The sequence below is a fragment of the Ralstonia sp. 1138 genome (assembly GCF_040544795.1).
In the GTDB taxonomy this organism is placed as follows: Bacteria; Pseudomonadota; Gammaproteobacteria; order Burkholderiales; family Burkholderiaceae; genus Ralstonia; species Ralstonia flatus.
On the sequence record NZ_JBEPKQ010000005.1, the window covers coordinates 1 to 16,888 of the forward strand.

The 16,888-nt window shown below is 60.0% G+C and carries 16 protein-coding genes and 1 pseudogene; 1 reads left to right on the forward strand and 16 read right to left on the reverse strand.

The window, feature by feature from the left end; translation table 11 throughout:
- Positions 1–68 precede the first annotated feature (68 nt).
- The 11 genes and pseudogenes from ABIC76_RS20575 to ABIC76_RS20625 all read right to left on the reverse strand — a co-directional run bounded on the left by ABIC76_RS20575 (position 69) and on the right by ABIC76_RS20625 (position 11,849).
- A complete protein-coding gene (locus tag ABIC76_RS20575; protein WP_354535073.1) occupies positions 69–755 on the reverse strand; it encodes an FkbM family methyltransferase in 687 nt (228 codons plus the stop codon).
- Between the two features lie 133 nt (positions 756–888).
- Positions 889–1,101 (reverse strand): gamma-glutamylcyclotransferase family protein, encoded by a 213-nt coding sequence (locus tag ABIC76_RS20580; protein WP_354535074.1) that lies wholly within the window; start codon positions 1,099–1,101, stop codon positions 889–891.
- Positions 1,102–1,324: 223 nt separating this feature from the next.
- Positions 1,325–3,133, reverse strand: coding sequence for an IS66 family transposase (gene tnpC / locus ABIC76_RS20585; RefSeq protein ID WP_354535075.1), 1,809 nt, complete (start codon positions 3,131–3,133; stop codon positions 1,325–1,327).
- 307 nt (positions 3,134–3,440) lie between these two features.
- Positions 3,441–4,110: pseudogene (locus ABIC76_RS20590) on the reverse strand (MFS transporter); the annotation flags it as partial.
- Between the two features lie 207 nt (positions 4,111–4,317).
- Positions 4,318–5,127 carry a prolipoprotein diacylglyceryl transferase gene (gene lgt, locus ABIC76_RS20595; protein ID WP_354535076.1) on the reverse strand — a complete coding sequence of 270 codons (810 nt, stop codon included), beginning with the start codon at positions 5,125–5,127 and terminating at the stop codon, positions 4,318–4,320.
- Positions 5,128–5,171: 44 nt separating this feature from the next.
- Positions 5,172–6,101 carry a hypothetical protein gene (locus ABIC76_RS20600; RefSeq protein WP_354535077.1) on the reverse strand — a complete coding sequence of 310 codons (930 nt, stop codon included), beginning with the start codon at positions 6,099–6,101 and terminating at the stop codon, positions 5,172–5,174.
- A 338-nt stretch (positions 6,102–6,439) separates the two neighbouring features.
- A complete protein-coding gene (locus tag ABIC76_RS20605) occupies positions 6,440–7,213 on the reverse strand; it encodes an outer membrane lipoprotein-sorting protein (RefSeq protein WP_502947887.1) in 774 nt (257 codons plus the stop codon).
- A 16-nt stretch (positions 7,214–7,229) separates the two neighbouring features.
- Entirely contained in the window at positions 7,230–8,696 is a 1,467-nt protein-coding gene (locus tag ABIC76_RS20610) for an ABC transporter permease (protein WP_354535078.1), read from the reverse strand.
- Positions 8,693–9,388 (reverse strand): ABC transporter ATP-binding protein, encoded by a 696-nt coding sequence (locus ABIC76_RS20615; RefSeq protein WP_354535079.1) that lies wholly within the window; start codon positions 9,386–9,388, stop codon positions 8,693–8,695. The genes ABIC76_RS20610 and ABIC76_RS20615 overlap by 4 nt, the downstream gene beginning before the upstream one ends.
- The gene (locus ABIC76_RS20620; RefSeq protein WP_354535080.1) at positions 9,385–11,016 is read right to left on the reverse strand and encodes a GH3 family acyl-acid amido synthetase; all 1,632 of its coding nucleotides are present in this window, start codon (positions 11,014–11,016) and stop codon (positions 9,385–9,387) included. The genes ABIC76_RS20615 and ABIC76_RS20620 overlap by 4 nt, the downstream gene beginning before the upstream one ends.
- Complete coding sequence (locus tag ABIC76_RS20625; protein ID WP_354535279.1) at positions 11,013–11,849, reverse strand: ferritin; 837 nt, start codon at positions 11,847–11,849, stop codon at positions 11,013–11,015. The genes ABIC76_RS20620 and ABIC76_RS20625 overlap by 4 nt, the downstream gene beginning before the upstream one ends.
- Positions 11,850–12,111: 262 nt before the next feature.
- Here ABIC76_RS20625 and ABIC76_RS20630 point away from each other — a divergent pair, with 262 nt between their 5' ends.
- Entirely contained in the window at positions 12,112–12,894 is a 783-nt protein-coding gene (locus ABIC76_RS20630) for a phosphatidate cytidylyltransferase (RefSeq protein ID WP_354535081.1), read from the forward strand.
- A gap of 19 nt (positions 12,895–12,913) precedes the next feature.
- Here ABIC76_RS20630 and ABIC76_RS20635 read toward each other — a convergent pair whose 3' ends face one another.
- The 5 genes from ABIC76_RS20635 to ABIC76_RS20655 form a co-directional block, all read right to left on the reverse strand.
- Positions 12,914–14,497, reverse strand: a complete 1,584-nt coding sequence (locus tag ABIC76_RS20635) for a B12-binding domain-containing radical SAM protein (RefSeq protein WP_354535083.1) — start codon at positions 14,495–14,497, stop codon at positions 12,914–12,916.
- On the reverse strand, positions 14,494–15,069 hold the full coding sequence (locus ABIC76_RS20640) for a CDP-alcohol phosphatidyltransferase family protein (RefSeq protein WP_354535084.1): 576 nt from the start codon (positions 15,067–15,069) through the stop codon (positions 14,494–14,496). Before ABIC76_RS20640 ends, ABIC76_RS20635 begins: the two co-directional genes overlap by 4 nt.
- On the reverse strand, positions 15,047–15,898 hold the full coding sequence (locus tag ABIC76_RS20645) for an alpha/beta hydrolase (protein ID WP_354535085.1): 852 nt from the start codon (positions 15,896–15,898) through the stop codon (positions 15,047–15,049). Before ABIC76_RS20645 ends, ABIC76_RS20640 begins: the two co-directional genes overlap by 23 nt.
- Before the next feature lie 348 nt (positions 15,899–16,246).
- Positions 16,247–16,378 carry a hypothetical protein gene (locus ABIC76_RS20650; protein WP_354535086.1) on the reverse strand — a complete coding sequence of 44 codons (132 nt, stop codon included), beginning with the start codon at positions 16,376–16,378 and terminating at the stop codon, positions 16,247–16,249.
- A gap of 109 nt (positions 16,379–16,487) precedes the next feature.
- Positions 16,488–16,874, reverse strand: a complete 387-nt coding sequence (locus tag ABIC76_RS20655; RefSeq protein ID WP_354535087.1) for a hypothetical protein — start codon at positions 16,872–16,874, stop codon at positions 16,488–16,490.
- Positions 16,875–16,888 lie beyond the last annotated feature (14 nt).

Here is a 16,888-nt window from a genome sequence, read left to right on the forward strand (position 1 = left end):
TCGACGAGCTCATGCCGTGGGTCGTGGCTGATCTGGTTCGCGCTCGCGCCTGAGATCCATCGCTTACGTCAAGACGGCGCTGGCGACTCGCTTACATTAACTCGGAACCAGTTCCTGTTGAAGTTGCTAGTGCGAAATCGGTTGCTGATAAACCAGTAAGCGGTGTAACCCGCCGCGCTTAACATTTGCAGCACATCTCGAACAACTGGCTCGGAGTTCGCTTCAATGAAGAGTCGAGGCTTGTGCAGCATGATGAGATCCCAAGCCCCCTTCAGGATTTCGGGCTCGAATCCTTCAGCGTCAATCTTGATTAGATCAACGCCAGAAAGTGCTCGTAACTGCTGATCCTCGTCAATTTTGATGACCTCCACCTGCGTTACTGTTGTCGCCGCTTCATATTCGCCTTCGGTGGTGAATCCTTGCTTGATGGAGAAGGAGCCATAATTCCACGGTTGTTCGTAGGTTGATGTCTGAATGTTCACAATCCCCGCCGTGTCACCAACTGCAATATTTCTAGCAATGATGTTGAGCCGGTTGTTCAGCGCGATGTTTCCGCAGAGGACGTGGAAGATTGGGCGCTGGGGTTCATAAGCAACAACTTTTCCTTCGCTGCAGATCATGGAAAGCGGGATTGTGTGCATCCCAATATTTGCTCCAACTTCAACTACGTTTGAAGCGGGTGAAAGGATGTCTTGAAACAGCTCGACCTCCGCTTCCGACCACTCCCCGTACATGTTGACGTAGTTGGAAATCATGTCTCCATTGATGAGGAGAAATTTTCCGTGCCGACAGTCTTTGATATAGGTTCTCATGATGATTGAATATCCGTAAGCGCTCGACTATCCCCGTTTTCGGGGGATGTGGCATGAACGAGGGTGATAGCCGTTGTTAGCTGCCGGGCGAGACTTGAGCGTCGACGTACACCCACGCTTGTTTTCCTGAGGCAAGTGCTGCCGCCACGCGCGTGTATGCCGCTACTTCATAGTCATCCGCATCCTTCAACTCAGCGTCCGTGATTTCAAACACGGTGCCATCCACACGGTCCGTGCTCACACCTGTGAAACTGACGATTTGATGATGCGTCTTCCTGCTCGTTGCCACGATCCTGGGATCATCGATGGGTACGAGCGCAAGCTGGTAACCAACAAGCTGGTCCCTTCTTCCGTCAAGCAGTCGCCCAAAGGTAGATAGCTAGACATTTTCTTGTTGCAGAGTGCCATAGGAGAAGAGAAAGGGCATGATCGATCATAAGCGCTATGGGAGTTGAATGTAAGGGCCTGATCTGCACCGTAGCAGCAGATGTTGACTGCGGAGGAGACTGCCGTTAACGAATGGGATCGGTCTTGGCAGTCGCGGGCAGGTTCTCAGCGACGTTCCAAGGCAGTAGCTCGTCGACGCGGTTCGCCGGGTAGTCGGCAATGCGTTCGATGACGTAGTGCAAGTAGGCTTCGGGATCGAGTCCGTTCAGACGCGCCGTGCCGATGAGCGTATACATGGCTGCGGCGCGCTCGCCGCCAGCGTCCGAGCCGGCAAACATAAAATTCCGACGACCAAGGGCCACACCGCGCAGCGCACGCTCCGCAATCAGGTTGTCGATCTCGGCCTGTCCATTGTCGCAGTAATAGGTGAGCGCCGGCCAGCGGTTCAGTGCATACCGGATAGCCTTCGTGGTGTCGGATTTCGCGGAGAGCGTGGGCAGGACCGCCTCGAACCACCGCTTCATGCCGTCGAGCAGTGGCACCGCCTTTTCCCGCCGTACACGTAGGCGTTCATCGGGTGGTTTGCCGCGGATCTGTGCCTCGATTCGATAGAGCGCACCGAAGCGCTCCAGGGCTTCCCGAGTGATGGTCGAGGGCCTTACAGCGTGCAGATCGTGGATTTTTCTTCGCGCGTGCGCGACGCATGCTGCCTCGCGGATGCGGCCACCACGATACAGTTCCGCATAGCCCGCGAACGCATCGGCCTGCAGCACGCCAGCGAACTCGGCCAGATGGCGCTGCGGGTGCTCACCGCGTCGATCCGGCGTGTAGGCAAACCAAACGGCCGGCGCATCAGCCGAGCCGCTAGATCTGTCGTCGCGCACGTACACCCAGAGCCGACCGGTTTTGGTGGTGCCACGGCCGGGCTCCAAGACGGGCAGCGGTGTGTCATCGCCGTGCACCTTGGTGCCACCCAACGCATAACGGCGCACCGCGTCGACCAGAGGCGAGAGCAACCACGTCAGGCGGCCCATCCAATGCCCCATCATGCCCGAGTCGAGTTCCACGCTCTCACGTGCAAACATCGCAGCCTGGCGATGCAGCGGCAAGTGATACAGGAACTTGGAGGTGGCGATGTGGGCAAGCAGCCCAGGGCCCGGCAGGCCCCGCTCTATCGGGCGGCTTGGCGCCGCCGCCTGCACGATGACGTCGCAGCACGAGCAGGCCAACTTGGGGCGGCGGTGGCGGATGACGCGGAAGTGCGCCCGCACGTATTCGAGTTGTTCGGACACGTCCTCGCCCAAGAGCTTAAGCGCACTGCCACATTGAGGGCAGTCGTCCTCGCCAGGCTCATGAACACGCTCTTCGCGCTCCAGATGCTCCGGCAACGGCTTGCGTTGTTTGGGCTTGCGTGGCTCTGGCGCAGTCTTGGACTCGGTGGCAGCAGTCGCCACACCTTCATCAGCCTGCAGGTCTTCCAGGCGCAGCTCCAGTTGCTCGATCTGTCGCTGCAGCTTCTCCGACTTGCGCCCGAACTGCATGCGCTGAAGCTTCGCAATCAGCAACTTCAGATGTTCGATCTCTTGTTCGCGCGACGACAGTCGGTCCTGCAGCGCGGCGAGTTTGGTTTCACGCTCGACCACCATCGCTTGGCCGGCAACCGCCTCGCGATCATCACCGACGTCAATTACCTCCACCGGCAGCAACTCCGAGGGCGATGGCTGCACCGCAATCACCACCTCGCTCGCTTTTTGTACTTGTCGTCGCCATTGCGCAACCATGTTAGCGTTCAACCCGTGAGCCTGAGCAACATCTGCTATCGAACGGTCGGGGTCATTCGTCTCGGCGACAACCATCTCCCGGAACCCAGGAGGATAGTTCTTCGATCCAGGACGCCGTCCTCGCTTTCTGGCTTCCACCACTCTAGTACCCATCAGATCTAATGGGCACCAGACTCTCTCATTGCCATTCCGCCAACAAGACGGTGCTCATCGAGCGCTTACCGTGATGGCTAGCTTGCAGCACTTGTGGTGTTTTGCGCGACCACGTTGCCACCGTCGCTGAAAAAGCAAAAAGCCCGCATGCGCGGGCTTTGCTATCTTGGCTCAGGTCTTGGAGCGAGCCTTTCGACTTGGTAGAAGAGTGCGTCTGAATATCTCAATGCGTCGCTCTTCTATTTGTGGTTGCGGGGGCAGGATTTGAACCTATTCCCAGCGAGATCAACCATGCAACAGGTTTGCCTTGGGGCAAGCACTCCCTCAACAGTTGCACGCAGCCCAGGGTCAACGCCAGCAGCACGGCCCCCAGCCTGTCCATCTTTGATGGCGGATGTTCTGAGTGACGAATTTGAGGCAGATAGCGCGACACAAAGCCTAGGCTCAACAGTCCGACTGGAATGTTCACAATGAAGACGGCGCGCCAGCCCCAGTATTCGGTCAGATAACCGCCCATGGTCGGACCGACCGCATTGGCCAAGCCAAAGCTGGTGCTGAACAGTACCTGCCAGCGCAATCGCCGCCTGGGTTCAGGAAACAGATCGGGGACGCAAGCAAACGAAGTGGCCATCAGCATGCCTCCACCAATACCCTGCATACCACGGGCCAGCACCAATTGCGGCATGCTCCGGGCCATGCCGCACAGCATTGAAGCCAGTGTGAACACGACAATGGCCGGCGAGTACGAAAGGCTTGCGGCCATGATCACCGCCCAGTTTACCAAAGATGGGTACCATAATGACCGACATCAACAGGTAGGATGTGCCCACCCATGCGTACAGTTCAAAGCCCTTGAATTCGGCTACAACGGTAGGCAATGCCGTACTGATTACGGTTTGATCCATCGCAACCATGATTAGGACAAAACATAGCCCCAGCATGGCCAGCAAGGTTTCGCGAAAGCTACGTTCTTGCATGGTTTCAAGTGGGCCCCGAAAAATCGATGAACCCACGCTCCACATCTGTATGCATCAATTTGACGTGCAAGGCCTGCCCCACCAGCAAGCCTGAGCACCGCATCAGTAAGCGCATTGGTGATCATTGGTGATGAGCGAGGACACTGCCTCGAACATCTCCGGGTTCGCCCCCCCTTGTTCGTCGGATAACGACACCGATCCTGGATATCAGCTTGCCGTCCGAATGCGGGGGATGAGCCTTGACCGCAAAAGAAGAAATAGGCCGACTAGGACAAAGGGCGCGCTTAGCCATTGACCGACGGACACGATGTCGCCGACCTCGTAGGCCGCCTGGGGCATCTTCCACGACTCGAGGATAGAGCGTACGCCGAAAACGAGCACGAGGTACCAGCCAGTCAACCTGCCGGAGTAGCTGAGCGCGTCCCGGCGACGGTATTGCAAGAAGAGGACGATCCAAATGAGGCAGTAGCCAATCGCCTCGAACAGTTGCACTGGGATGCGAGGAATCTGATCTACGCGGTCGAAGATAACACCCCAACGCCCTGACGTCGGCATGCCGAGAATCTCGGAGTTGAGGAAATTTGCGACTCGCACGATCGCGCCGCCGATGCACGCCGGCAGCGACACCACGTCCAGTAGCGTTAGCAGCGGTAGCCCCTTGGCATAGCGCTGCGCGGCCCAGGCGATCGCGATAACGAACCCGACCGCTCCTCCGTGGCTGGCCATGCCGCCTTCCCATATCGCAAGGATCTTGAGCGGATGCGACAGGTAGAACGCGGGGTCATAAAACAGGCAATGCGCGAGCCGGGCACCCGCGATTGTTCCGATGAGCGTGGCCACCGTCAGCCCCTCGACATCGATGTCGTCTTGGCCAAGGTGGGCCAGAAGGCGGCGCGCGAGATACTTGGCCTGCAGGAAAGCGAGCAGCCAGCACAGCCCGTACCAATGGAGCGCAAAAGGGCCGAGCTGCAAGGCAATCGGATCGAAAGACCAATGAATGATCCAGGGAGAGGTCATGGGCGTCGGGTGCTCGTATTTCTTGGTGCGTTGGTATCTGCCGGCTAGAAATAGTGGTCGACGATGAGGCTGAATGCCTTCGATCTGGCTTGATGCTCCTGGATCGGGGAGGCTGGTTCGACAAGAAATTGGGCCGCAAGTTCCGTCGCGCCAAAACGCTTGCGGAGCTCGAGCCAATATTGCCCGCGTCCCGAGCGAGCGTCGATGCGCGCTAGGGTGCGGAAGTAGGACTCGGGGCCTAGCAGGTCCTTCCACGTCGTGGTGACAAACCATTGCCTCGGATAGGGCAGTACCTGATTGCGTTGCAGTGCTTGCGTGAACAAAGTACGAACCACCGTCGGCGCCGCGGTCAACGCCCTTGTCTGCGAGGTACCAGGCGCCGTCGCGTCGGCGTCGAATTCGAGGTTGATTGAGAGTGCTTCGGTCACGTTCCAAGTTCCCCCGATCGCGACCTGAGGTCGTACGCGAGTATCGTCGGGCCAAGCACCGATCGACGCTAACGTCGTCGGTCGCCGGGCCTCGCTCGCTTCGACATATGCCACGGTATTCGGCAACGGTAGCCAACTGACCGAAAAACCAACTTCAGTGGATTGCGCTGCGCCACCCGCAAGAACTAGCTGCGGCGTGACTTGTTGACCGAGCTTCTGGCTGACGGCGACCAGCCACCTGTTGCGGGGATTCGTGGCGGCCAGATTCGGGGAGAACGTGTCGCTTGACGGCTGGCCCGGCAGTCTGGGCGAGCCGATCACAGTTGCCGCGCCTCCGTCCCACAGCCGCTGGACACGCAGCATAACAGAGCCCTGGCGGTTGTTGCGCAGGTTGGCTGGCAGTACGGAGGTGACGTTGCGCAGCGCGCCCTCGCGGAAGATATCGGTCGGGTTGAACCCGAAGGCTTCGCCGAACTGCGCGTTGATGCGCCCGGCGTCAACGACCCAGTTCGGGCTACCTTGCCATTCGACGAGCAATTCGCGCAAGGTGTGCACGCCGTATTGCCCTGTTGACCCCCGGGCTCTGTCTAGGCGACCTGACACCACTCCGTGCAACCCTGGGTCGAAGCTGACCTGCTGAAAGTAATCGAGTGACGCGCGTGCCGCCTGTGTACTCACGCCGGCTTGCGACCGGGCCGATGCAGCCGCCTCGACGAAGACGCGCCGCTGGCCAGGAACGTCGGATGTCGTGGCAGGTGCAGAGCGACTGAGCGCGTCTGCGATGTCCAGCCCAGGGTCTTCCGCGGCATGGCATGCCACGGCCCAATCCGACAAGGCGAGAGAGGCCAGTAGCATGCACCAACGCCAGCTCGCGCGTCGCTTCATCATTCGGGCTTGAACCGGGACAGGTAGTCGCGCTGCAACCAGGTCTCAGGGATGTCGCGCCACGCATATTGATCGAACCGCATGACGGTAATCCAGTGCGGATCGAGACCGTCGATAAGAACCGTCTCGGTAGGCCGATCCATCCCGAGCGTCGGCTGCATGCGCCGGTAGAACGCTGTCTTGAGCAGCGTTCCGCTCTCGACGAAGAATTGCGCTTTCACGGGCCGGCCGTCATCCTGGGCGATCCATAGAAACGCGTGGTGGTAAGTTGTCTGCGGCGTACGTGCCGCGAGTGCAAGCTTCCAGCAACGCACGTCCTTGCGATCGCCATCGCCTATCGTCTCCTCGCCCTCAAGGTGAGCGTCGTAGTCGAACGCAAAATTGGTCGTGACGACGTCGCCGTTGGCCGCCTGGCCGAGCAGCTTTTGCTGAGGTGAGATCCGGATGGTGGCTTTGCTAGTCGGATCGAACATCCACAGGTTCGTCCCATCCTTCAGCATGAGCTTGCCGCGATCCTGAGTCGGTGCCTGAATCTCGACGAGGCTGCGGAACTGCGCGGCTGGACCCCCGGCGCTGGAAAACGCGCGCAGCGTCATGGATGCCTTCTGCCGACCATCTTTGTATTCGAGCAAGGTCGTTGTCAGGGCGAACGGGTGGGAAGGGTTGCGCACCGCATCTGCCCGTGCGAGCAGTTGCGAAGTGTCGACGGGGCCTGCAGCTAAGGCCCTAGGGATCATCGCTAGCGCGAAGACGAACGCCATCACGCGGCGCAGGAAGGCAAGGACGAGTTCAGACATGGCGGAGTGCTTCTACGATTTCGAGACGGGATGCCCGTCTCGCAGGCCAGTATGCGGACAGCGAGGCGATGGCGACGAGGCCAGCTACCGTGCCGGCCATGAGCCGCCATTCGCCCCACAGATGAATCGACAACGGCATGGGCTGGACATAGCCGGGTGGTAGCCAAGTGAACCCAAGCGTCTCAATGACGCTGGCGACAACCATCGCGACGGCCAAGCCCGACAGCGCCCCCACGAAACCGAGGATCGCCCCTTCGAGCACGAAGATCTTTCGGATGCCCGACCGCCGTACCCCCATCGCACGCAAGGTGCCGATCTCTACCGTCCGCTCGACGACGGCCATGCTCATTGTGTTGCCGACGGTGAACATTACGATGACGGCAATAAGCACGCTGATGAAGCCGAAGATGGCGTCGAACATGCCCACCGTCTGAGCAAAGTTTGGGTTGAGTAGCTTGAAGTCATTGACGGCTAACGGCTGAGCAGGGAACTTCTTCGCGAGCAAGACCTGGACGTGGCTGCGCACGCTTTCCAAATCTGCGCTATGGCGCAGTTGCAACAGGATCGCGGTCGCGTGTGGCGCAGCATTGGCGCCGAACACCAGGCGCTGCGCTTGCTTCAAGTGGATGCCGACGAAGGCATCGTCGACGGTGCGTGTGCCCTGACGCTCGGCCGCGAGGAGGTGCAACTCGGCAACGTTCGGGGCGCCGGCGGCTGTCGCGGCCAAAAGCTCGAGCCTTGTATCCCTGGCGGGCGATGTGCCAAGCTTGGTGGTCGCAGCCAGCGCCTGTAAGTCGTCGGGCGTCTGCGACGTGGCTGCGACCACAGGCTGGCTCGTCGGACGAGGGCAGTCACCCAGTGACAGGATGTCGCACAGCTGGAGGATACGCGCGACGCCTGCACCCACGACCACGGAATCTGCGGACGTTCCCAACAACTTAGTCGGAGGTGGGGCAATGGGCATGGCGTAGTCGTTCCACCGGTGCATCCGCGACTGGTCCTGCGCCACCGTGCCGAGAACGAGCACGGTCTTCGACAGCCCTGCGGCGAAATGCCCGGCGACGCCGTTGAACGCGAGAGACGACGAGATAACGTTGATACGGGATGCAGTGTAAGGGTCAGCCTGCAGCGCCTCGATGATCTTATCGGGCCCGGTCACCGAATAGTTTTGCAGGTCGCCGGCCCCGAACAGCAGATAGTCAGGGTGCTGAATCTGCAGGTGCCCAGCCGTGCGCACGATATTGGTCTCTAGACCAAGGCGTATGCTTTGGGCATAGCCTCCAAAAAGAAGAACTGCGAGGGCCCCGAAGACGAGCGCGAGCAGGGTGCCCATTGAGCGGCGGCGGTTGCGCAGGAGATTGCGCACGGCCTGCGAATAAGAGAGCAGGCTCCGTGCCCCGCCCCCTTCGGCAGTAGCCAGCGAGTCCCGGGGGGTGAGCGAAGTCGTCTGCTGATTCACTTCGAACTCCTGTCGACAATGCGCCCATCGCGGATATGCACAGTATCGTCGGCCTGCGAGATAACATGTGGGTCATGTGAGGAAAAGACGAATGTCGTCTTCTCGCGTCGCTGCATATCCCGCATGAGCGCGACAATCGATGCACCGGTGCGCGAATCGAGATTCGCGGTCGGCTCATCGGCGAGCACCAGTTTTGGCTCATTAGCGAGGGCGCGCGCAATGGCCACTCGCTGGCGTTGCCCTCCGGACAGTTGCGCGGGGTAATGCGCTGCATGCGCGCGCAGGCCCACGGCGTCGAGCAGCTCTTCGACGCGTCGCTGTCGGCGTCCGCGATCCGCATCCACGAGTAACAATGGGTATTCGACGTTTTCTGCGCAGTTGAGCACCGGCAGTAGGTTGAAGTTTTGGAAAACGAAGCCAAGCGAGTGAGCACGGAAGTCGGAAAGCTCGTCGTCGGTAAATCCCTGCGTACGCCGATCGCCAATGCACACGTCGCCGCGCGTGGGGCGGTCGATGCAGCCGACGATGTTCAGAAGGGTGGTCTTGCCGCTGCCGGATGGGCCTGAAATGACGGTGAAGCGGCCGGCGCGGATGGGCAGGTCGATATCGATCAGGGCGTCGATTCGCGTGCCCCCGAGGAAATAGGTCTTGCCCACGCCTTCGAGACAGGCGATCTTTGTCGTGTCTGTCATAAGGCCATCGATGCAAGGAATTCCCGGTTCGCGCCGTCCGACTGCAGATGGCGAACCTTGAACTGCACGTCGCGCGCGCCGCGCGCCAGCATTGCATGTTTGTAGAGTTTCCCCGCACCTTTGGCGAGAAGGATGAAGCGTGGCCGCCGCAAGCGGCCGTCGCCGCGCTTCGAACGATACTCTACGTTAAGTTCACGCAGCGCCGCGTCAAATTGCTCCGGCAAAATGGTATCAAACAGAGGGGAGGTAGCAGGCTCTAGCTCGCAAAAAACGTCGTAGCCACGGGTCTCAAGGTCGGGGATCGCGACGAAGAAGTGGATGGATAGCCCGAGCGCTGCCTCACATGCTGCAAGAGCGGCACAGACTTGGTCCTCGCTCAGTTTTTCCCCAGTGATGTTGCTGAACCCCGCCGTCTTGCGAACGAACTCCAGGCAAGCGCTACCGAAGACCCTCCCGCTCACCCTGACGACGTCGTGCATCGCATACCGATATAGCCCGTAGCGGTTGGTCAGGACGATCTCGTATAACTTCCCCTGTTCCAGTTCGGAGTACCGGCGTGGTCGAGCATCGCCCTCCTCGATAGGCACAAACTCAGCGAAGACGCTGTCCGAGGCCAATACCTGGCGGCTCATGCCCACCGGAACGCAGATCGGAGAGTCCGTCGCCAAGTAGCCCAGCTCCAGTACACGGCAGCGTGGCAGTCGCTCGGACAACCGGCGAGCGAAGAAGCCGCAACTGCCGCCCGTCCACGTCACGATGGTGCGCACATCTTCGAACAAAGCGCGGGGGGAACTCGACCACGCGGCGAGATCGGCCCAGGCTGCGTCGATTTGACGCCAAGTTGCATCAGGAAGGCCGAACCTGTTGTCTAGCCGTTCGAGTCGTAGGTCGATGAGAAAGCTTTCCGCGTGCCGCGAGGCGGCGTCCAGCACTTCCAGTACCGTCGTCGGGTTAGGAGTGACGATACATCGGCACCGGCAAGCCATAAGGAACAAGCTGTAATAGTAGTAGCGCGCACCAGAATCCCTGACCTCGAACAACCCGGGCGGCAAAGCGGCGAACCTGCGAAATGGCGAGGTGCGGTATAGCGTGCTGGCCGCGCTCGAGGACTCCACGGCACCGATGCGCTTGCGTTCACTGGCGGCCGCGATAATGCCGAGGGGGCGCATGAGCGAACGGGGGTCAGCGAGTAGTATCCTGAATAGCACGGCCAGCGTGTATTCTAGGTACTCCCGTCTGTACAGCAAGCGGGATTGGAGGATCACCTTTGGCTGCCCCGTCGTCCCGCTGGTCGTGCTGAGGCGAAACAGGTCGACATCGGCCAACAGGTTGCGGCCGCACTCCACGCTGCGCTCGACCCAGTCGCGCAGGCCCTCGTAGTCAACGATGGGATGCTCTTCCAGGAAGGTGTCGAGGGAACATATCTCGGTGCTAAAGCTGTGTTTGCGGCCATATTCGGACGTCGCGTTATGGCGCAAGATGTTGGCAAGCAATCGTCGCTGGCGCGATTCTGGTCTTGAGGAGAGGATGATGCGACGCAACGCGAACGCTGAGCCGAGCACTCCAACCATAGCTGTAGCTACCGCCGAGACCAGAAACGACACACCCACCTTGAGTCGGCGGCTCATATCAACGTCACCGCTGCCGACAGCCCCTTACGGATCCGGCGCAGCGCTGCGAGATCCCCGATCGGCACCCCGAACAGGTCAGAATAATTGCCGAGAATGCCTTTGATGACCCGGCGCTCCCATTCGTCGTCGAAGCAAATCTCATCGCTGAGCCAACGTTCCAGCCACTCCGGGTCCGGCAGCCGCGAGTTGACGGTGTCGTTTGGGAAAAGGGACTTATTTACGTGCAGGTTCGTGGGGTGCATACCTCGATTCAGCCGCGGGCTACACATGAGCACGCCGATCTTGGAGAATGCAGCCCTCGCTTCGTCGCCTTTTGTCATCAAGGCTTGCCGCATGTACTGCAGATAGGCACGGGCATGACGCGCTTCGTCTGCGGCGAGCAAGCCGTAGATAGTCCGAATGACTGGCTCTCTGTACCGTTGCTGTGCGCAGCGATACCACTGGTTCAGCCTTATTTCGCCGCAGAAATGCATCGCCAACGTCTCGAGCGGAGATGCTGGGTCTGTGTCGAAATTGACTTGCCGCAGGGTCTCGCGTGACGGAACCAGAGACTCGTCGATGCGCCGCAGGTATTCCATCAGCACGAGGCAGTGCTTCATCTCCTCGTAGTACCAGATAGATCCGAATGCACAGAAATCGGTGTCCTCGACCGAATCCCGAAGGAAGACGCTGATGGTCTGCATCGCGGACCATTCCAAGATCGCGTTCATCCGGATCGCGTGGATGTCGCGATCGTCGAGAAGGGATCGGTCTATCTTGTTCCATGGGATGCTGTCCAAGAGCGACCAGCGCGCCTTCTCAAAGGAGGCGAAAAGCGAAGGATAGAGCATGGTCTGTTCTTCAATCATGGCTCGGCGGTGCCTTTCCATCAGTTGCTGACGCTTCGCAAGGTGGCACCATCACGCAAGCCAAGCGGAACGACTCTGCGATCAATGGGATGCAACTGCCGCAGCCTTGGCTGCAGCCAGTGTGGAAATCTATTGCGTCATCGAAATGCAGAGGTTCGAGCCTTTGCCTCTCTACAATTTCCTCGAGGCTGCAATCTGAGCAAATACAATATGGCATTGTGTGTTCATCTAAATAATTACTACTATGCCAACGCCGAGGATCGGAAAATATTCCTATCGTGTATTGACGATACTTGCTACGGCGTTGGCGCTCGCCGGTTCGCCCGTGATCGTTGCGGGAATGTTCATCGCCGCGACATTGGCCAGCGCGGCCGAATTGCTCGCGCGACTGCAAGTCAGCCAGGCGACGCGCATTGCGCTACTGACGGCCAATGCCGTGCTGGTCGCCGCGGCCGGTCGTGGCTTGATGGCGACCGAACCGGCGACGTTGCTTCTGCTTGCTGTTAATGCGATCCTGCTCTCGGGTGGTCTCGCATCCGACGATAATGACAAGTTCAACACAGCCCTGTTGATTGGAGCCTCTTCGCTGGCGATCCTCGGTAGGGCCGCTATCGAAGCCACGCGCCTGCTCACAAACTCGTCGGCGCACATGCCAGTCCTACAAGAGTGCATCGTGCTAATGGCGGCGCAGGATTTCTGCGCGTCGGCGGGCGGCAAGTTGTGGCCGCGCGGTCGTCTAGCGCCGCGGATCTCGCCGCACAAGACCTTGTCCGGGGCAGCCTTCGGGCTCGCTGGCGGGATAAGCTCTTGGTTTCTATTGCAGGTCGAAGTGGGATCCAACTTCTCCGCTATGGGCGCCCTTGCGGTGCTAATCGCCGGCATCCTTGGCGACCTGCTATTCTCGAGCGTCAAGCGCGCGCTGATGGTCAAGGACTTCAGCGACACACTTGGCGTCAAAGGCGGCATCCTGGATCGCATTGACAGCACGGTCGTCGCCGTGCTTGCCGCGCATGCGCTCGCTTTGTGAATATGCATGACGTGCCATTTCAGTTCCCTGGCGTTGCAGCATTCGGCAAGAAGCGCAAGGGTTGCGCCTCAGGAGCCGAAGAAGCCCTTTGCCCAAATAATGGTGCCCGACCGCCGCGCGGCAGAAGCTGGGCATACTTACCAAGCGCTTGCTCGTATTTGTCTTCGTAGTAATCGGGCAGCACAGCGCTACGCCCAGCGTGGAAGTCAGAAAGTTGCTTGTCGGTTCGGATCGCGTTCAGGTGCCGACTGACCTCGCGATATCCGGCCTGCATCCGCAGCGTACGCAGCACGTTCATACCTTTGACCCGCAAGCTAGTGCTGCTGGCTATCCGTCGCGCGAGCAGGGTCGGCGACATCAGTTCCTTGCGCAAGCGCAGCCAGTTCTCGTAGTACGACTGGGCGTCGTAGTGGGCGGGTTGGAACGTGAGGTAGGGGTTGCGGTAGAACAGCAACGGCATCGCTGAGAGCACACGGCCGTTGGCCCGCCAGTCGTCCGCGAGCGGCGTCCCGCCGTAGGGAATCGGCACATTGATCGCGGGCCAGACCTCAGGCATAGAGCGCATGAACTCGAGCGTCAAGTCTATGGGGGGCGACCCCGCATCACTGTCGGTGCCGAAAATAAGGTTGGCCTGGATGCCCTCGACGTAGCGAGACAGCTCTCGTAGGTGAAGTACCACTTCCTCCAGTTTCTTTGCGCCAGTCTGGCGTCCGACACCAGCCTTATTGGAATAGTCTCCCCAGGACTCGATGCCCGGTAGCACAAAAACGCAATTCGTCTCTGACAACGCCGGCAAGCGTCCGGGCTTGAGGATAGACAGTGAGCTTTCCATCACGTACGGATTGCGTCTGCTCGGAGAGACGCTGCGCATGACATCCATCGTCGCGTCGAAGTTGACGCCAAAGTTAGGATCGTGAAAACCTAGCAGCACGCCAGGCAGATTGCGCGAGACGTAATGAAGATCTGCCTTGAGGCGGTCGGTGGAAAGCAGATGGTAGTCGTTCGACCAGTCGATGCAAAAATTGCATGTGTACGGGCAGCCAACGCTCGAAAGCAGGGGGATGACAGTGAAGCGTCCCGGCCGCCCGTCGTCAAAGGACGCGATCCGAATCTCGGGCATGCGCTCCTCAACTGTAGGGATATCCTGGAGGGCCCTTCCGCTGGAGACGATGGCCGCCCCCTCGCGGCCTGCGGCGAGGATCTCTTGCAGCAACTGCTTGTCGCACTCGCGTACCGTGACGTCAAAATGACGGCTGCAATCTTCGGGAAACGCCTTGGCATGCGGGCCGCCGATCACCGTCACCGCGCCGGCAGAGCGATACAGATGCGAGAGCGAATAAGCCAGCGCACTGTTTTTGGTGTAGGTCGAGATCAGTAGGTAGTCGAGGTCGCGCGGCATCATTGCTTCGACGTCTGTCTGACCGTGGTAGGTCTGGTAGAACACCTCGTGCCCAAGCTGCCGACACCACACCGAGATGATCTGCGGCATGATGCTCACGTATTGCTTGGTGAACATTCGATTGTAGAGTTGCGCGGCGAGGCCGGACGCGGGGCCTTCGACGAGCAGCTCGAGAACGCCGATACGAAGCTTGCGTGCGGTCATTGATGGTCTCCCACGGCATTCAAGCGCTGCACTTGCATAGAATAGAGCCTTGTGTAATGCAGCAAGGACGCCATCGTGAAATAAAGAGCCGGTGCGAGTGCGCACGAGGCAAGCCAGTGCGCCGAGGGCTCCACAGCCGGAAGAGTGACGGCGATACAGAGCGCCGCATAGACGGTCTGGCTGCGCATTTTCATCTTCCCGAGCCAATGGGCCGCGCGCGAGGTTCCATCGCGCCGTGCCGCGCCACGCAATTCAGCCACGACGAAATCGCGGGCGAGGAACGTGGCGACTACCCACAGCGGCATCGCCCCGATCGATAACAACGCGGCATTCACCGTATGTAGCCAAACTTTGTCCACGATCGGGTCGGCGATCGCGCCAAACTCTGTCACCTGATTCCAGCGCCGCGCGACTACGCCGTCAAGCTTGTCCAATGCACCCGCGACGACGAATAGCCAAAGCGCCGCGAGCGACCCATGCCGTAGCGATGAGCCGACGACAAGAGCCGCGATCGCCGGAGCCGTACACAAGCGCAGCAAGGTCAGTGCGTTAGGCGTGTTCAGGAGCGACATCAGCACCTTCCAGAAGGTAGTCGAGCAACAGATCGCGCATGTGGCGCCAGGGAGCCTTGCCTTCCATATCAAGGAAGTGGCCGGCTCCGGGAACCACTTCCCGCCGAATCAGTGCGCGCGGCAACTGCAATCGCGCAACCGATTCCCACGAGGTGTATTCGTCCAGCTCGCCGTTGACGAACATCAAGGGCAGATTGATCTTGGCCAACGCGCCCTCATATCGCGAGATGTCCATAGACAACACGTGCCGGATGTGAAACTGAATCTGGTTCGATGCTTGCCCAGCAAAATCGGCAAGGTAGCGCTCGTTGAAGCGCTGAAACAGACGCGGCAGGCTGCGCCCCAGCGTCCGATTGAACAGCGCGGCAGCACCGCGTAGATCGTCAGCCGAGAGCAGTGCTAGTGACTGTTCAAGATAGGCGCGCATCGGCCCCGACACATCGGGTGCGAACGACCCGAGGATCGCTCGCTTTATGCCCGCTGGCTTCTGGGCGAGGGACAGTAGCAGCGCGACGCCGCCCCACGACATCGACACCGCAAAGTCTGGCTCGTAGACGCGCATCAGGTCGAGCAAAATCGCGACTTCCCGCTCTTTGTCCAGCGGCGTTATGTTGGGATTCAATGTTCGCGACTCGCCCGCGAAAGGCAAATCGAACGCGACGACGTTGAATTGCTCGACGAGGTACTTGATCGTGTGGCGGAGCGAGTTGATTGTCGCGAATGCGCCGTTAATCATTAGTACCGTGCCCCGTGGCTGCGGGCAGGCAAAGAACTCGCAATGCACGCGGGCACCGCCCGACACCTGGATAACTTGTTCTTCGCTTTGCATGGATTCCGGTTTTCAGGAAAGAGCTATGCGGCTCGTGTTTCATTTGTTAGGTGAGCCGCGCGGCTCGTATCCAGGCAAAACCCCCGGGCCGCAGTCGCCTCGTCCATTGCAAGGCAATCCGCATTTTGACTGTCGAGGCAATGCTATTGCGCGGCTAAGCGCGCGATGTTTAACAATTGTGATGATGGAGATGATTTTTCGGAAATCCTGATATAAGCAGCGTTGAATTCAGCCGTATCCAGGCTCCGCGATGGAGGGATGCGCGGGCGACCGGCGCGACGCCGTCCCAAGCAGTGTCCGATCGTGAACCCCGCGCACCGCGTAGGCCACCAGATCGGGCGCACCGTTTCAGTCCGCGAACTTCGCGTCCGTCGCTTCGCGGCCCATGAAGCCGGCATACAGCGCGTTGGCCGGCATCAACTTCATCCAGAAGGGCCCGAACTGCGCGCGGCCACCCAGGACCTTCACGCCGTCGGCCAACTGGTCGATCGTCGGCCCGACAGGGCGCCGAGGCCCGAGCCGCCACGGCGGAGATCCTCCAGGACGTCCAGCCGAACTGGCCAACACCGAAGAGCCCCGCGCGCTGGCTCTAGTTCCACAGCCAGTCCTGCGCGTCCCAGTTCTGCTTCTGCGTCGGCAGCGCGCCACCGCTCTGGATGAGCCCCTTCGCAAAATCCGCCGCCATCATGATCGGCACGTAGGACGCGAGCGCCATAGCCGGGCCGTAGTTGGCGTACTGGGCCTCATGCACGACCCGCGACAGGATCGTCTTCTGGAACGCGTACGTGAAGCGCTTCAGGTGCGCCAGCAGCATGAAGTGCGGGTCATTCATCCGCACCGGCACTTCGACCGCATCCGGGCGCAGCACGGCGCCATCCCCCCACTTGTTGACCGCTGCGCGCATCTTGACGGCGCGGGCCTCGGCCTCCGGCTCGCCATAGCCGGCATCGAGGAAGTCCTGCCGGGTGAGCAGCATGCTCTTGTCTGAGC

Excerpts from the sequence above, each read along its gene's own strand:
- ABIC76_RS20655 (WP_354535087.1), bottom strand. The coding sequence starts at position 16,874 with ATGCTGCTCACCCGGCAGGACTTCCTCGATGCCGGCTATGGCGAGCCG.
- ABIC76_RS20620 (WP_354535080.1), bottom strand. The coding sequence starts at position 11,016 with ATGAGCCGCCGACTCAAGGTGGGTGTGTCGTTTCTGGTCTCGGCGGTA.
- ABIC76_RS20625 (WP_354535279.1), bottom strand. The coding sequence starts at position 11,849 with ATGCTCTATCCTTCGCTTTTCGCCTCCTTTGAGAAGGCGCGCTGGTCG.
- ABIC76_RS20630 (WP_354535081.1), top strand. The coding sequence starts at position 12,112 with ATGCCAACGCCGAGGATCGGAAAATATTCCTATCGTGTATTGACGATA.
- tnpC (WP_354535075.1), bottom strand. The coding sequence starts at position 3,133 with ATGGGTACTAGAGTGGTGGAAGCCAGAAAGCGAGGACGGCGTCCTGGA.
- ABIC76_RS20640 (WP_354535084.1), bottom strand. The coding sequence starts at position 15,069 with ATGTCGCTCCTGAACACGCCTAACGCACTGACCTTGCTGCGCTTGTGT.
- lgt (WP_354535076.1), bottom strand. The coding sequence starts at position 5,127 with ATGACCTCTCCCTGGATCATTCATTGGTCTTTCGATCCGATTGCCTTG.
- ABIC76_RS20615 (WP_354535079.1), bottom strand. The coding sequence starts at position 9,388 with ATGACAGACACGACAAAGATCGCCTGTCTCGAAGGCGTGGGCAAGACC.
- ABIC76_RS20645 (WP_354535085.1), bottom strand. The coding sequence starts at position 15,898 with ATGCAAAGCGAAGAACAAGTTATCCAGGTGTCGGGCGGTGCCCGCGTG.
- ABIC76_RS20635 (WP_354535083.1), bottom strand. The coding sequence starts at position 14,497 with ATGACCGCACGCAAGCTTCGTATCGGCGTTCTCGAGCTGCTCGTCGAA.
- ABIC76_RS20575 (WP_354535073.1), bottom strand. The coding sequence starts at position 755 with ATGATTTCCAACTACGTCAACATGTACGGGGAGTGGTCGGAAGCGGAG.